The sequence below is a fragment of the Inquilinus ginsengisoli genome, from assembly GCF_050434925.1.
In the GTDB taxonomy this organism is placed as follows: domain Bacteria; phylum Pseudomonadota; class Alphaproteobacteria; order DSM-16000; family Inquilinaceae; genus Inquilinus; species Inquilinus ginsengisoli_B.
On record NZ_JBNDJK010000001.1, the window covers coordinates 5,521,761 to 5,535,250 of the forward strand.

General features: G+C 69.4%; 17 protein-coding genes. 5 read left to right on the forward strand and 12 right to left on the reverse strand.

Going from position 1 to position 13,490, the window contains the following annotated elements:
- Positions 1-81: 81 nt before the first annotated feature.
- The 6 genes from QFZ27_RS26325 to QFZ27_RS26350 form a co-directional block, all read right to left on the reverse strand.
- Positions 82-681: a flavin reductase family protein gene (locus QFZ27_RS26325; RefSeq protein WP_429229424.1), complete on the reverse strand. Its 600-nt coding sequence runs from the start codon at positions 679-681 to the stop codon at positions 82-84.
- A gap of 73 nt (positions 682-754) precedes the next feature.
- The gene (locus QFZ27_RS26330) at positions 755-988 is read right to left on the reverse strand and encodes a hypothetical protein (RefSeq protein WP_429229425.1); all 234 of its coding nucleotides are present in this window, start codon (positions 986-988) and stop codon (positions 755-757) included.
- Between the two features lie 109 nt (positions 989-1,097).
- Positions 1,098-1,607, reverse strand: coding sequence for an anthrone oxygenase family protein (locus QFZ27_RS26335; RefSeq protein WP_429229426.1), 510 nt, complete (start codon positions 1,605-1,607; stop codon positions 1,098-1,100).
- A 95-nt stretch (positions 1,608-1,702) separates the two neighbouring features.
- Positions 1,703-2,467 carry a 5'-methylthioadenosine/adenosylhomocysteine nucleosidase gene (locus QFZ27_RS26340; RefSeq protein ID WP_429229427.1) on the reverse strand — a complete coding sequence of 255 codons (765 nt, stop codon included), beginning with the start codon at positions 2,465-2,467 and terminating at the stop codon, positions 1,703-1,705.
- 84 nt (positions 2,468-2,551) lie between these two features.
- Complete coding sequence (locus tag QFZ27_RS26345; protein WP_429229428.1) at positions 2,552-3,538, reverse strand: glycerophosphodiester phosphodiesterase family protein; 987 nt, start codon at positions 3,536-3,538, stop codon at positions 2,552-2,554.
- Positions 3,539-3,640: 102 nt separating this feature from the next.
- The gene (locus QFZ27_RS26350; RefSeq protein WP_429229429.1) at positions 3,641-4,300 is read right to left on the reverse strand and encodes a DUF2306 domain-containing protein; all 660 of its coding nucleotides are present in this window, start codon (positions 4,298-4,300) and stop codon (positions 3,641-3,643) included.
- A gap of 189 nt (positions 4,301-4,489) precedes the next feature.
- Between QFZ27_RS26350 and QFZ27_RS26355 the strand changes: the two genes are divergently transcribed.
- The 3 genes from QFZ27_RS26355 (at position 4,490) to QFZ27_RS26365 (ending at position 9,150) form a co-directional block, all read left to right on the forward strand.
- On the forward strand, positions 4,490-6,961 hold the full coding sequence (locus tag QFZ27_RS26355; RefSeq protein WP_429229430.1) for a ligase-associated DNA damage response DEXH box helicase: 2,472 nt from the start codon (positions 4,490-4,492) through the stop codon (positions 6,959-6,961).
- Between the two features lie 34 nt (positions 6,962-6,995).
- Positions 6,996-7,178 (forward strand): hypothetical protein, encoded by a 183-nt coding sequence (locus QFZ27_RS26360; protein ID WP_429229431.1) that lies wholly within the window; start codon positions 6,996-6,998, stop codon positions 7,176-7,178.
- Positions 7,179-7,398: 220 nt separating this feature from the next.
- Entirely contained in the window at positions 7,399-9,150 is a 1,752-nt protein-coding gene (locus QFZ27_RS26365) for an adenylate/guanylate cyclase domain-containing protein (protein WP_429229432.1), read from the forward strand.
- Here QFZ27_RS26365 and QFZ27_RS26370 read toward each other — a convergent pair.
- Positions 9,147-9,737 (reverse strand): hypothetical protein, encoded by a 591-nt coding sequence (locus QFZ27_RS26370; RefSeq protein ID WP_429229433.1) that lies wholly within the window; start codon positions 9,735-9,737, stop codon positions 9,147-9,149. The two genes, QFZ27_RS26365 and QFZ27_RS26370, sit on opposite strands and share 4 nt — an antisense overlap.
- Before the next feature lie 441 nt (positions 9,738-10,178).
- Between QFZ27_RS26370 and QFZ27_RS26375 the strand changes: the two genes are divergently transcribed.
- Positions 10,179-10,793 carry a hypothetical protein gene (locus QFZ27_RS26375; protein WP_429229434.1) on the forward strand — a complete coding sequence of 205 codons (615 nt, stop codon included), beginning with the start codon at positions 10,179-10,181 and terminating at the stop codon, positions 10,791-10,793.
- Positions 10,790-11,221, forward strand: a complete 432-nt coding sequence (locus QFZ27_RS26380) for a hypothetical protein (RefSeq protein ID WP_429229435.1) — start codon at positions 10,790-10,792, stop codon at positions 11,219-11,221. The genes QFZ27_RS26375 and QFZ27_RS26380 overlap by 4 nt, the downstream gene beginning before the upstream one ends.
- 15 nt (positions 11,222-11,236) lie before the next feature.
- Here the strand turns inward: QFZ27_RS26380 and QFZ27_RS26385 are convergent, their stop codons facing one another.
- From QFZ27_RS26385 to QFZ27_RS26405, 5 genes are read right to left on the reverse strand one after another with little or no spacing between them, the layout of a single operon-like run.
- Positions 11,237-11,692, reverse strand: coding sequence for a periplasmic heavy metal sensor (locus QFZ27_RS26385; protein WP_429229436.1), 456 nt, complete (start codon positions 11,690-11,692; stop codon positions 11,237-11,239).
- Positions 11,689-12,096, reverse strand: coding sequence for a hypothetical protein (locus QFZ27_RS26390; protein WP_429229437.1), 408 nt, complete (start codon positions 12,094-12,096; stop codon positions 11,689-11,691). The genes QFZ27_RS26385 and QFZ27_RS26390 overlap by 4 nt, the downstream gene beginning before the upstream one ends.
- Entirely contained in the window at positions 12,093-12,668 is a 576-nt protein-coding gene (locus QFZ27_RS26395; protein ID WP_429229438.1) for a sigma-70 family RNA polymerase sigma factor, read from the reverse strand. Before QFZ27_RS26395 ends, QFZ27_RS26390 begins: the two co-directional genes overlap by 4 nt.
- Before the next feature lie 18 nt (positions 12,669-12,686).
- Complete coding sequence (locus QFZ27_RS26400; protein ID WP_429229439.1) at positions 12,687-12,992, reverse strand: hypothetical protein; 306 nt, start codon at positions 12,990-12,992, stop codon at positions 12,687-12,689.
- Between the two features lie 19 nt (positions 12,993-13,011).
- Entirely contained in the window at positions 13,012-13,452 is a 441-nt protein-coding gene (locus QFZ27_RS26405; protein WP_429229440.1) for an EF-hand domain-containing protein, read from the reverse strand.
- Between the last annotated feature and the right edge of the window lie 38 nt (positions 13,453-13,490).

The following is a 13,490-nucleotide window of genomic DNA, read 5'->3' on the forward strand; positions in this document are numbered from 1 at the left end:
TCACGGCCCGCCATTGGCGCGGCGAGCCTCTCGGCAGACGGAACGGTACGGCGGTGCGATGGTTCCCGGCAAGAGCGGCTCTCAGCGCGGGCGTTGCATGCTGAACACGGTGTCGAGCACGCCGTAATCCATGTAGCCGAGCCGCGAGATCGCCCGCCGCGACGATAGGTCGATGCGGCCGTCGACGATCACCGACTCGTCGATATGGATCGACACCACCTCGCCGATCACGATCGCACCCGGCACGGTCTCACCGGCCGCGGTGGTCAGCGGCACCGACTTGACCCAGCGGCATTCCAGCGCCGCGGCGGCGGCGGCGACCCGCGGCGGCTTCACCAGCCGCGACGGTGCCATCGCCAGCCCGGCCAGCTCGGGTTCGCTGACCTCCGGCCCAACCGAGGCGGAGGTGCTGTTCATCTGCTCGCGCAGGTCCCAGGTGACGAGGCTGGCCACGAATTCGCCGGTCGCCTCGGCGTTGGCTTGGGAATCCTTCGGCCCGCTCGGCGCGAACATCACCATCGGCGGCCGGTCGGCGACGGCGTTGAAGAAGCTGTAGGGCGCCAGGTTGACCACGCCATCCCGGCTGACCGTGCTGATCCAGCCGATCGGCCGCGGCACCACCAGGGCCTTGAACGGGTCGTGCGGCAGGCCGTGGTTGCGCAGCCGGGGTTCGTAGTCCATGGATGCTCTCGCGATTCCGGGAATTCGATAGAAGAGGATCGGGCCCGGCGATTCAAGAGCGCGGCCTTGCCGGTTAGAATCCCACCCTGGACACGCCCGGCTTGGCATCGCTGAACCGGATGGCGACGATCTCCGACCTCAGGATGACGGTTTCCGTGCCGTCATGGGTCAGATAGACGAGATCGCGCACGGTCCGGACACTCCGGGCAGGATGCTCATGCCCGTCACGGCTGAACAGCACCAGCGTCGCCCCTGCACCGGCGGCGCGGAGCTTCTGGGCGTATTCCTCGATGATCGCTGCGTCCATGGCCTCCTCCGCGCCTGCCCATGCGGGACCGGCGGCTCCAGCCATGATGTTGTCACTCACACAGCTCGTGTCGAGCCCGTGCTGCACGACGCGGCGCGATGTCCAACCTTCAGAGTGCCACGCTGATCGCCAGCGCCAGAAAACCGATCGACGCGAGGATGGCCCTTACGACATGCGAGCGCTCCCACCGGTCGCGATAGTCCGTCCAGTTCTCCTCGACCGACGTGCCGGATGTGGCGCGGTGCAGCGGGTCGAAGGCGAAGAACCCCTTGCCCATGCCTTTCAGGTCCCGATTCCGCAGCCAGAAGCCGTTCACCGGATGGGTCAGCAGCCAATAGACGGCGTGCATCGAGACCAGGGCGACGAAGGCCGCCGCTACCCACCAGAAATCCGCGCTGCCGGCCGGCGTCAACAGCAGCAGGACCAGCACGGCCACGATGCCGGCGGCTTCGCCGAGCCCGCCGGCCCAAGTGAAGCCGGGATAGTAGATCGGCTGCACGGCCAGGTACGCCTCCTTGTCGAGGCGCATCTTGCCGGGACGTTCCAGCGCATGGGCCAGGGCCGGCGTCAGTGCCAGCGCGACGAGGCAAAGGCTGAGCACCTGCAGGGTCGGAAGCATGCTCCGTCTCCTTCAGTTCCGGGAAGAAAACGGGCCGACTCCGTCAGAAGTTCAGGTTGCGTATTTCCAGCACGTCCGGAAGCGACCCGGTCCGGTTACAGCACCGTCGAGATCCGGCCGACGACGCGGGCGGCGATGCGGGCGGCGGCGTCGAGGAAGGCGCGGAAATCCATGTGGCTCTCGGTGCCGGCGAGGTCGCTGAGCGCCCGGACCACCACCACCGGCACGCCGAAACGCTCGGCCACCGCGGCCACCGCGGCACCCTCCATCTCGATGGCGACGCCGCCGAATTCGCGGTGCAGCCGCTCGCGCTCCTGCGCGTCGTTGAGGAAGATGTCGCCGGTCAGGATGGTGCCGAAGATCAGCCGGGACCGGTGCGGCTCGCCGCCGGTCGCCGCGGCACCGAATCCTCCGATATCAAGGCCTTCGATGGCGTCCTTGATCTTCTCTCTGAGATCTCTATCCAGGTCGTAGCCGGTTTCCTCCGGGAAGCCGGGCAGCGGCGGCACGCCGGGCTGGTAGGGCTTCAGCCGGCCGCCGACCCGGGCGCCATAATCGTGCATCACCAGCCGATCGGCCACGATCACGTCACCGATGGCGAGGTCGGGGTCGAGACCGCCGGCGACGCCGGAGAACAGCAGCGAGCTGCACTTGAACTCCTGCAGCAGCAGGGTCGCGACCATGGCGGAGTGGCTCTTGCCGATGCCGGCCTCGACCGCCACCAGGTCGCGGGTGCCGAGACGGCCGAGGCGGAAGCGGCAGCCGGCGATCTCGCGCTCGGTGCGCACGACGAGATCGTCATGCGCCGCCAGCTCCTGCGGGATCGCCGCCATCAGCCCGATCGGTCCGTCCGCACGCATCGCATCCTCCGCTGTCCGTCGCCGCCCTTATGCCCCGGTCGGGCGGCCGGCGCAAAGGGCCAGGACAGGGCGGGCAGTCCGGATTCAATTCTTCAGTGCAGGCCCCATCCGGTCGATCCGGTCGGTCTCGATGCCGCCGGCATAGCCGCCGGCGACCAGATAGGCCACCAGCGCCGGGTCGTCGATGCCTTCGGAGAAGCCGCCGCTCCACGGGCCGATCAGGAAGACCAGGGTACCCACCGCCTCCATCCGGGCGACGAAAAGGTGCGGCCAGCCCCACAGCCATGGCGCCACGTTCGACGGCACCAGCAGCACCGACCGCCGGCAGGACTCCGGTATATGGCCGGTCCAGCCCAGCGCGGCGTAATTGACGAAGCAATCCTTGATCGACGCGCGGGACATCGAGCGGAAACCGGGCAGCCGCTCGCGCAGCACCGCGATCGGCCGGTCGCCGCCATAGGCCGCCAGGAGGTCGCGGCGATCCGCCGGCAAGGCTGCGAGATAGGCGGCCAGCATTTCGCCTTCCGCCGGATCGTTACTTTTGACGTTCAGCAGGAAGCGGTGGCCGGGAAAGGCCTCCAGCACCTGGTCCAGCGACGGCATCAGCCCGACGCCCTTGCCGCGGAACGGGTAGGTCTCGCCGCCGTCCGCGGTATAGCCGTGGCCGATGTCCAGCGCCTGCAGCTCGGCCAGGCTGTGCTCGCGGGTTGCGCCGTGGCCTTCGGTGCGGCAGTTGACGGTCCAGTCGTGGAACACGGCGAAGCGCCCATCCGTGGTCGGCTGGATGTCGAGCTCGACCGCACCGGCGCCGAGATCGAAGGCGGCGCGCATCGAGGCGATGGTGTTCTCCAGATAGGGATGTTCCGGCGGCAGCATGCGCGCGGCGGTGCAGGTGTCGCCGGCCAGTCCCGTCCGGTCAAAGCCCTGGGCCAGGCCGCGATGCGCCAGCAGCGCCGGCTTTCCGCCCGGCGCGCCGTACAGCCGGGAGCTGTTGTTGAAGAACACGAACGCGGCGAATGCACCCAGAGCCACGAAGGCAACCAGCAGGCGCTTACGTGTCCGGCAGTTCATCAGCTGCTCCGATAGGGTGACCGTGGCGGCGCAGGCTGATCGCGGATCATGGCCGAAACAGTGCGACGCCGTGACCGTTGGATGTCGCGGCGCCAACCTCTGTTACCGCGCGGGTGACCGTCGACCGCTCTGCATCTCGTACCACTGGTTGGCCAGGTCGCCGACCAGGATCGCCAGCGCCACGCAGGTCCACACCACGATTTCGGCAACCGCGGGGTCCGGCGGCCGGTCGAGCCCGGTCAGGCCGAGGATCAGTCGGCCCTCGAAGAAGGTCAGCGCCACCGCATAGCTGCGCGTCATCCACTGCCGGTGCTGCGGGATCCTGCCCTTGAGCGCGAAGGCCAGGCCGATCCCGGTCGTCACCATCACCAGCAAGGCGTCGACGATGGCAGCGACGGTGAAGGAGCGCGAGGCCCCCACGGCCTCGTTGATCCACTGGATATAGGCGCCCAGCGGCGCGAAGACGAAGACGCCGGCGACATAGATCCGACCGACCACGCGGTGCACCACGGCGTAGCGGCGGCGCAGCCGGTCGGAGAACTGCAGCGGCGCCAGCAGCAGCGCGCTGGCCCCGGCCACGCCATGCGGCAGCAGCCACCATTGGAAGGACTGATAGCGCTGCCACACCGGGTTGTCGGGTTCGACCAGGAAGCGCTCGTTGTGGCTAATGACATAGGCCGTCATCGCCAGGATCAGCGCGAAGACCACCGTCTTCGCGCGTGGCAAACGGAAGGAACGCCGTGCCGGCTCTATCGCGACCATGCTGATCTGCTCCAGCTTGTTGCTGCGACCAGGAAGCCGGATCCAGATGTCAGCGGGATTTCGATCGCGGGCAGACGCGTTGCACCCGCAATACGACAGCCGGTTGACGAGAACAAAAACACAACAGTTGCATCCGGGCCGGTCCTGGGCTGATCTGGTCGGACGCATTCCGGCCGAAACGAAGGGCCCATGACCGTATTGGCGGAAACCGCCGAACCGCTGCTACCGCCGGCCTTCGAGGGCTGGTTCCGGCACAAGGGCTGGACGCCGCACTCGCATCAGCTGGAGATGCTGCAGGCGGCGCGCGACGGCACCCATGCCCTGCTGATCGCCCCGACCGGCGGCGGCAAGACCCTGGCCGGCTTCCTGCCGACCCTGACCGAGCTGGCGGAACGGCCGCGCGAGGGGCTGCACACCCTCTACATCTCGCCGCTCAAGGCGCTGGCGGTCGACATCCACCGCAACCTGGAGCAGCCGATAGCCGAGATGCGGCTGCCGATCCGGGCCGAGACCCGCACCGGCGACACGCCGCAGGTCAAACGCGAGCGCCAGCGCCGCCACGCGCCGCAGATCCTGATGACGACGCCGGAGAGCCTGGCGCTGCTGCTGTCCTATGGCGACGCGGACCGCATCTTCGGGGCCCTGCGCTGCATCATCGTCGACGAGTTGCACGCTTTGGCCGGCACCAAGCGCGGCGATCTGCTGGCGCTCGGCCTCGCCCGCCTGGCCACCCTCGCACCGGGGGCCCGCCGGATCGGGCTATCGGCCACGGTGGCGCATCCCGATGCGCTGGTCGCCTGGCTGTCGCCGACCGGCCACGCCGACCCGGCGCTGGTGCGCACGGTCAAGGGGCCTCCGGGCATCAAACCCGTAGTCGAGATCCTGGAAACGGAGGGCCGCCTGCCCTGGTCCGGCCATATGGGCACCTATGCTGCCGCCGAGCTGTATGAGCGCATCCGCAAGGCCGGCACCACGCTGCTGTTCGTCAACACCCGGGCGCAGGCCGAGCTGGTGTTCCAGGCGCTGTGGCGGGTGAATGACGACGTGCTGCCGATCGCGCTGCATCACGGCAGCCTGGCGGCGGAGCAGCGACGCAAGGTCGAGGCGGCGATGGCGCGGGGCGAGTTGCGCGCCGTGGTCGCCACCTCCTCGCTCGATCTCGGCATCGACTGGGCGGCGGTCGACCTGGTGATCCAGATCGGCGCGCCGAAAGGCGCCAGCCGGCTGCTGCAGCGCATCGGCCGGTCGAACCACCGCTTCGACGTGCCTTCGGTGGCGCTGCTGGTTCCGGCCAACCGGTTCGAGGTTCTGGAATGCCAGGCCGCCTCCGACGCCGTCGAGGCGATGACGCTGGACGGCGACCCGCCGGCCCCCGGCACGTTCGACACGCTGGCGCAGCACCTGCTGGGTTGTGCCTGCTCCGCCCCCTTCGACGCGAAGGCGCTATTCGCTGAGGTGCGGCGGGCGGCGCCTTATGCCGCACTGCCGAAGCGCGATTTCGACGATGTCCTGGATTTCGTCGCCCATGGCGGCTACGCCCTGCGCGGCTACGACCGTTTCCATCGGCTGAAGCAGGATGCCGAGGGTCGCTGGAAGGTGGCCAGCGCCGTGGTCGCCCGACAGTACCGGATGAATGTCGGCACCATCGTCGAGCAGGAGACGCTGAAGGTCCGGCTCGGCGGCGGCTTCGGCAAGGTGCTGGGCGAGGTCGAGGAGTATTTTGCCCAAGGCCTGGTGGCAGGCGACACCTTCATGTTCGCCGGCCAGCTGCTGCGCTTCGAAGGCATCCGCGAGATGGCGGTGATCGCCAGCCGCGCCGCCACGGGCGAGCCGAAGGTGCCGGCCTTCGCGGGGGGCCGCATGCCGCTGACCACCCACCTGGCCGACCGGGTGCGCCGCCTGCTGTCGACCCCCACCCATTGGCCCCGGCTGCCGGACGACGTGCGCGAATGGCTGGAGCTGCAGCGCGACCGCTCCGGCCTGCCCGGGCCGGGCGAGCTGATGATCGAGACCTTCCCGCGCGGCGGCCGGCACTACATGGTGGCATACTGCTTCGAAGGACGGCAGGCGCACCAGACGCTGGGCATGCTGCTGACCAAGCGGATGGAGCGGGCCGGGCTGGGGCCGATCGGCTTCGTCGCCACCGACTATGTGCTGGCGACCTGGAGCCTGCACCCGGTGATCGACCCGGCGCCACTGTTAAGCGAGGACATGCTGGGCGACGACCTGGAGGCCTGGATGGGCGATTCCAGCCTGCTGCGCCGCACCTTCCGCAACGTCGCCATCATCGCCGGGCTGATCGAGCGCCGGTCCCCCGGCGTGAAGAAGACCGGGCGCCAGGTCACGGTCAGCGCCGACCTGATCTACGACGTGCTGCGCCGGCACCAGCCGGACCATGTGCTGCTGCGAGCCACCCGGGCGGATGCGGCGCGCGGCCTGGTGGACGTCGCCCGCGTCGCCCTGTCGCTGAAGCGGGCCCGGCGCAAGCTGACCCACCGCGCTCTCGACCGCGTTTCCCCCCTCGCCGTCCCGGTGCTGCTCGAGATCGGACGCGTCAGCGTTGCCGCCGGTGCGATCGATGCGATGCTGGAGGAGGCCGCCGCCGAGATGATCGCCGAAGCCCAGCCGAAGCGGAGCGAACGCGGCCGTAAGCGGGCGTGATCAGTGGCAAGGCCCAACCGTGAGGAGTAGCCGGATGAACACGAACGAAGTCACCATCACCTTGTCCAACGCCGAAGCACTGGTTCTGTTCGAATGGCTGGCTAGCGCCGACGACGCCGGGCTATTGCCTATCAATCACGCGGCGGAGCAGATCGCTCTGTGGAGGCTTGAAGGCCAACTTGAAAAGAAGATCGACTGCCTGTTCTCGCAAGATTAGGGCGAACGGCTGGAAGATGCTCGCCGGACTCTTCACCAACCATGATCGAGAAGCTACCCGCTCGATCCGGATTCGCCGGGACCGGTCCGCACGGCGGATTCGCGGACCGGCGATGGCGGAGGATGCGGAGCTACAGGATCGCCCGCACCCGCGACCGACATCGTTTGTCGCCCCGCCCCGGCTTTGCTAAAATTGCATCTTTCGGGGCGAGGACAGGCCCATGGAACGGCCGGAGGTCCAGCGCAGGCTGGCCGCGATCCTGGCGGCGGACATGGTCGGCTACAGCCGGCTGATGGAAGCCGACGAGTCCGGCACCCTGGCGCGGCTGAAGACCCATCGGCTCGAGCTGATCGACCCGGCGATCGCCAAGGCCCGCGGCAGCATCGTCAAGACCACGGGCGACGGAATGCTGGTCGAGTTCGCCAGCATCGTCGATGCCCTGACCTGTGCCGCGGAGATCCAGCGCCGCATGGCCCGGCGCAACGCCGACGTCTCGCCGGCGCGCTGGATCCAGTTCCGCATCGGCATCAATCTCGGCGACGTGATCGTCGAGGACGGCGACCTGTTCGGCGACGGCGTCAACGTGGCGGCGCGGCTGGAGGCGCTGGCGGAGCCGGGCGGGATCTGCGTGTCGGGCGCGGTGCGCGACCAGGTCGGCGACCGGCTCGACATCGGCTTCGACGATCTCGGCGAGCAGGCGGTCAAGAACATCTCCCGGCCGATCCGCGTCTACCGGGTCCGGCTCGACACGGTGGCGCAAGCCCCGCCTGATGTCATCGCCAGCGCTCCCGTCCCGACCAAGCCTTCCATCGTCGTGCTGCCCTTCGCCAATATGAGCGGCGAGCCGGAGCAGGAGTTCTTCGCCGACGGATTGACCGAGGACATCATCACCGAGCTGTCGCGCTTCCACGAGCTCTTGGTGATCTCGCGCAACTCCGCCTTCGTGCACAAGGGCAAGGCGGTGAAGGTGCAGGACGTCGCCCGCGAATTCGGCGTCCATTACGTGGTCGAAGGCAGTGTCCGCAAGGCCGGCGGCCGGGTGCGGGTCACGGTGCAGCTGATCGACGCCGAGACCGACCGGCACATCTGGGCCGAGCGCTACGACCGCGACCTGGCCGACATCTTCGCCATCCAGGACGAGGTCACGTCGGCGATCGCCGCCACCCTGCCCGGCCGGGTCGAAGCCGCGGCGCGCGACCGGGCGAAGCGGAAGACCACGGACAATCTGGAAGCCTATGAGTGCCTGCTGGCCGGCAAGATCCTGCACCACCGGTCGACGCGCGACGACAATGCCCAGGCGCTGGCGATGCTCGACCGCGCCATCACGCTCGACCCGAAATACGCCCACGCCCATGCCTGGCGGGCCTGCGTGCTGGGCCAGGGCTGGGTCAATGGCTGGTGCGCCGACCGTGACGCCACTTGGGACGCCGTGGTCGGCGAGCTCGAAATCGCCATCGCCCTCGACGACAATGACGCCGATGTCCACCGCATCCTGTCCGCGGTCGCCCTGGCGCGGGACGAGTTCGACAAATCCATGTACCACCAGGAACGGGCGATCGCCTCGAACCCGAATTACGACCTGATCGTGGTGCAGCAGGGCGAGCTCCTGACCTGGCTCGGCCGGCCGGAGGAAGGCATCGACTGGATCCGCAAGGCGATGCGGCTCAACCCGCATCACCCGGAGCGGTTCTGGAGCCATCTCGGCCGCGCCCATTACACCGCTCAGCGCTATGCCGAGGCGGTGGAGGCCTACAGCCACATCACCAAGCCCGACCACACCCACCACGCCTTCCTCGCCGCCGCGCTGGCCTGGATGGGCGACGCCACCGCCGCCGGCGCCCATGCCCAGGCGGTGCTGCGGATCGATCCGGCCTTCACGGCGGAGGCGTTCCTGGCGACCCTGCACTACAAGCGCGACGAGGACCGCGCCCATTGCCGCGACGGCCTGCTCAAGGCCGGGCTGCCCGCCTAGCTCCCGCTGCAGAATTCGCTCGGGGTGAAAACCCGTATGTCGCTCACCGGCGCTCCGCGCTTCACCACATATTCGGAGATCCCGCTGTGGTCCTTCGAGGCGGGGTTCCAGTTGTAGGTCCACCCCATGCCGGTGAAGGGATAGCCGGGTGTCGGAAAATCCGCGACATACGAGTTCCACATCTGGCCGAAGACGAAGAGCTGCGTCTCCTCGACCGCCCGCCGTTCCTGCGGCGACGAAAATTGCGTCGGCAGGGCGAAGGGGCACTGGGTCGTGCTGATATCCGGTCCGCTGGCGCATGGCCGGAAGACGTGTTCCGGGGCGACGCTGAACTGCACGAGCTCCCACTCGCCCCCCGCCGGCGGCATGCCGAGCAGTTGTTCGAGCGCCAGCACCGGATCCTGCGCGCCCTTGCATGCCGGCCGCGATTCCGACGGCAGCGACACCCACGTCGCCGACAGCACCTTGCCCGTGCGGTCGGCATTCCGGCTGAGCCGGAGAACGCCTTTAGACGGCACGAGAGCATCTGACGGTTCGACGGGATCGTCCGTCTTGGTGGTCAGCGTGACGACCGTGACCCGCCGCAACCCTGCATCGATCGGCGTCAGCCTGCGCTGGAAGGAAGGCCGTTTGACGGCAGAATCATAGATGGCCTCCCGTAGAGCTGAGCGAGATCCTCGCTCTCGCCGGTCATGGGCTGCGCGCAAGCGGCCAAGCTTGCGAGGACGATCGCCCCGATTGCGGCCCGGGCCGCACTTGCCAATCCCGTCATGAAATATCCCCTATTATGATCATGAAAATCCAGGCGGTGCCCCGGCCGCGAAACGGCGGTCGGCTTTCGGCCACGCGACGCGTCTTCACGGCGGCGCCGAACAGGAACCCTAGCAGAGAAGGGCATGGCTCGCAGTCTCACTCGGCGGATGATCGTCCTGCCGGGACGCACCATGCACCGCGGTCACGAGATGTGTCCTGCCGGCGCCGGCAGGATTCGCTAGGATCGATCCGCAGAGCGGAATCGGGGAGATGTGATGGCGGAGGATGCGGACGGACGGGATCGTCCGGCCCGTGCCAAGGCGGCGCTGGCGATCGACGCTTCGCCTGCCAGCCGGGCGCGGATCGAGTCCGGCTATGAGGCGCTGTGCGTCGACCTGGTCAGCGAATGGGTGCTCGGCGAGCGTCGCCATGAGACCCAGGGACAGCAGGCCGAGGCCTGGATCGCCCGCTTCTACGACACGGTGCACAGCGACGAGCAGCCGGACGCCAACCGGATCTATGCCCGCTACCAGCTCGGCCTGCCGCGGGCGCAATACCTGGCGCGGCTGCTGCGCGCACGCCGCACCGCGCAGTGGCGGGCCGCCGCCCGGGCCGAGCTGCGCCAGGTGCTGGAGCGCGCCGAGCCCGACGCCCGCGCCGCCGCAGAGGCCGGTCGGGCCCAGGTGCAGCGCTTCGAGCTGAGCCTGTCGCGCGGCGGCTATGACGAGCTCGTCACCCTTTACGACACGGTCGCGGCGGCGATCACCAAGGGCGACCGGCCCGCGCCGCCAGCGAAGAAGCCCTCCTCGCCCACCCTGACCTGGTTCTCGATCACGGCGGAGACGATCCTGGCCCTGCTCGACGCGCTGCGCCGGGAGGGCCGGCCATGACCAACCCACTGTCGCTGCTCAGCCCGCTGCTGACCCTGGCCGGCCTGGTCGGCAGCTTCTTCTACATCCAGCTCAGCCAGTGGCTGCGCGACCTGCTGGCGCTGCGCCAGAAGATCGAGCTGAACCGCTTCGCCGGCGACGAGGCGCAGAAGCGCGCCATCGTCGAATGCCGGATCGAGTACCGGCGGCTGGCGACCTGGCACACCTATGCCGTCAATCTCAGCGTCATCGGCTTCGTGCTGTTCATCCTGGTGCTGGGGCTGCTGATGATGCGCCCGGCCGCCGCCGACCCGATGTACGACTATCTGGCGACCGCGCTCTGGGTCTTCCTGGTCCTGTTCGTCGGGCTGGCCTCCGGGCTGTTCTGGCTCGGCCACCGCAAGGCGAAGGAGATCGGGGCGATCCTGGAGCCAAAGCCGAAGGTCTGATTCCGCGCGCGGCCGTCAGGGCTCCCGGCCGCCGAGCAGCCCGAAACCGATCGCCGGCGGCTGGATCTTCGCGCGGTCCTCTGCCGGCGTCTCCGCCAGGCTGGCGGCGAGGGCGGATTGCAGCAGCGCCTGCAGCGCCCCGGTCCTGGTCCGGACCTCGGTCATCGCGCCCTCCAGCGCGCCGCGGTCCAGCGGATCGGCCTGCATCACGGCGAACATGCGCTGTCGCGCCTCGCGCAGGCCGCCAACCGCTGCCCGCAGCCCCGCCCGGTCCTGCAACAGCCGGCGCAGCACGTCCCGCCGCACCTCCGGCGGATAGGCCCGCATCACCGAAGCGGCCGTCGTCTCGACGCGGCGCTCGAACCAGCGGCCGGCCAGCCAGGCGCCGCCCAGGAACAGGTTGAGACACAGCGACGCTGTCAAGGCGACGGCGAGGATCAGCGCGGTTCGCCGCCGCGGTGCCGCGGTCACAGCAGGCCTCCGATGTCGCCCTGGCCGGCCACCAGCCCGAGCACCGACAGGGCGGTGTCGAGATCGGCGCGGCCCGGCAGCGTCGCCAGCATCACCATCGCGCCGGCGGCGAGAGACAGCAGCGATGCCCCCGTGCTCGCGGCCCAGAAGCGCCAGCCGGGCCGCCAGCCCGCCTCCTCCGCTTCGACCGCCGCCAGGATCCGGCCGATCTCCGCGGCACCGAAGGGCGGGGGACGGATCGCGGCACCGATCGTGTCCTCGAACGCGGCGAACCGCGTCAGGATTTCCGCCGCCGCCGGGTCCCGGGCCATCAGCTGCCGGGCCGATTCGGCCAGTTTCTGCGGCCAGCGGTCGAGATCGGCCCCGAAACGGAGCAGCGCCTCGTCGAGTTCGGCCCTGGTCATGATCCCATCTCCTTCTTCTCGATCATGGCGCGCAGCGTCCGCCGGGCACGGACCAGAAGCTGCTCCGCCGCGCCCTCGCTGATGCCCAGGATGGATGCAATCTCGGCATTGCTCCGCCCGCCCTGGACGGCCAGCAGCAGCGCCAGGCGCTGCCGTTCCGGCAGGGTCCGGATCATCCGGGCGACCGCCGCCAGACGATCGCGGCCGGACAGCGCGGCCAAGGCGGTCGGCGCATCGTCGACCGGCTCCGGCGTCTCTCCGAAGGGCAGCCAGCGCCGCAGGCGCCGGCGCCGCGCCTGGTCGAGGCAGCGATTGGCGACGACGCGATAGAGCCAGGTCGTGAACGCCGCCTCCCCGGACCGCCACGAATCGGGCCGCTGCCACAGCATCAGGAAGACGTCCTGCACGATGTCGTCGGCCTCCGCCGCCCGGCCGCCGAAACCCAGGGCCAAGCCCCGCACCCTGTCGCCGTGGCGGCGCATCAGGGCGGTGAAGGCGCGCCGGTCCCGGTCCGCGATGCGGGCCAGCAGATCGGCATCGGCCAAGGCTTCCTCGCCCACCCCCTCCGCCATGCCGCCATTCCGATATCGTCAGAACCGGCGCCAGACGCGGCCCACGGCAGTGCCGCGCCCCGCGGGTCCGGTGACGGTGCGGTAACCGTAGCTTCGGAAAGGCCCCTGCACCACTCCGCTGGAGCGGGACCAGGACCTGCCGCCGGGACCGGTGACGTCAATGGTGCGGCTGCAGGAATGGGCGCCGCATTGTCCGGTGATCGTCCGGGTCCCGCCATTCGGACCGGTCCGGCTCCGCGACCAGTCATCGGCGCTCACTGGCCCCGAAGCCAGGAGAAGCCCCGCCGCCATCGCGACCGCCGTCATGCCGAGCTTGATCATCATCCCCTCCTTCCGCCCGCAATCAGCGGGCCTGGTTGATCAGGGCCGCGAACTGCGCCTTGGTGACGCCGCGGCCGGTGGTGTCCATGCGATCGAACCAGCCGGTCCCGGCGACGAATTCGTCGCGCGAGACCCGGCCGTCGCGATTCCGGTCGAGGGCGGCCAGCCGCTCCCCCTGGGTTCCGGCGAAGCGTTCGGATCGTCGCACGGCGCGCGCCCGGGCCTGGTTCCGGGCCGCTTCGGCCTCGGCGGCGGTCAGGGCGCCGTCGCGGTCGGCGTCGAGACGATCGAACATGCGGCTGCGTGCCGCCTGGACCTCGGACCGGGTCAGGACGCCGTCGTGATCGGCGTCGAGACGATCGAACATGCGATTCGCGAACCGGCCCGGCTCCTGTGCCTGGCCCGCGTCGCCGCCCAGGACGGTCGCGGCCAGGACGATCGCGACCCCTCTGATGATCGACATGAAGTCAGTCTCCTGCGCTTGGCATCCGGCATTTCCCG

What these genes read in the sequence shown, in the direction of transcription:
- QFZ27_RS26325 (WP_429229424.1), bottom strand. Translation starts at nt 681, where the DNA reads ATGGACTACGAACCCCGGCTGCGCAACCACGGCCTGCCGCACGACCCG.
- QFZ27_RS26330 (WP_429229425.1), bottom strand. Translation starts at nt 988, where the DNA reads ATGGACGCAGCGATCATCGAGGAATACGCCCAGAAGCTCCGCGCCGCC.
- QFZ27_RS26335 (WP_429229426.1), bottom strand. Translation starts at nt 1,607, where the DNA reads ATGCTTCCGACCCTGCAGGTGCTCAGCCTTTGCCTCGTCGCGCTGGCA.
- QFZ27_RS26340 (WP_429229427.1), bottom strand. Translation starts at nt 2,467, where the DNA reads ATGCGTGCGGACGGACCGATCGGGCTGATGGCGGCGATCCCGCAGGAG.
- QFZ27_RS26345 (WP_429229428.1), bottom strand. Translation starts at nt 3,538, where the DNA reads ATGAACTGCCGGACACGTAAGCGCCTGCTGGTTGCCTTCGTGGCTCTG.
- QFZ27_RS26350 (WP_429229429.1), bottom strand. Translation starts at nt 4,300, where the DNA reads ATGGTCGCGATAGAGCCGGCACGGCGTTCCTTCCGTTTGCCACGCGCG.
- QFZ27_RS26355 (WP_429229430.1), top strand. Translation starts at nt 4,490, where the DNA reads ATGACCGTATTGGCGGAAACCGCCGAACCGCTGCTACCGCCGGCCTTC.
- QFZ27_RS26360 (WP_429229431.1), top strand. Translation starts at nt 6,996, where the DNA reads ATGAACACGAACGAAGTCACCATCACCTTGTCCAACGCCGAAGCACTG.
- QFZ27_RS26365 (WP_429229432.1), top strand. Translation starts at nt 7,399, where the DNA reads ATGGAACGGCCGGAGGTCCAGCGCAGGCTGGCCGCGATCCTGGCGGCG.
- QFZ27_RS26375 (WP_429229434.1), top strand. Translation starts at nt 10,179, where the DNA reads ATGGCGGAGGATGCGGACGGACGGGATCGTCCGGCCCGTGCCAAGGCG.
- QFZ27_RS26380 (WP_429229435.1), top strand. Translation starts at nt 10,790, where the DNA reads ATGACCAACCCACTGTCGCTGCTCAGCCCGCTGCTGACCCTGGCCGGC.
- QFZ27_RS26390 (WP_429229437.1), bottom strand. Translation starts at nt 12,096, where the DNA reads ATGACCAGGGCCGAACTCGACGAGGCGCTGCTCCGTTTCGGGGCCGAT.
- QFZ27_RS26395 (WP_429229438.1), bottom strand. Translation starts at nt 12,668, where the DNA reads ATGGCGGAGGGGGTGGGCGAGGAAGCCTTGGCCGATGCCGATCTGCTG.
- QFZ27_RS26400 (WP_429229439.1), bottom strand. Translation starts at nt 12,992, where the DNA reads ATGATGATCAAGCTCGGCATGACGGCGGTCGCGATGGCGGCGGGGCTT.
- QFZ27_RS26405 (WP_429229440.1), bottom strand. Translation starts at nt 13,452, where the DNA reads ATGTCGATCATCAGAGGGGTCGCGATCGTCCTGGCCGCGACCGTCCTG.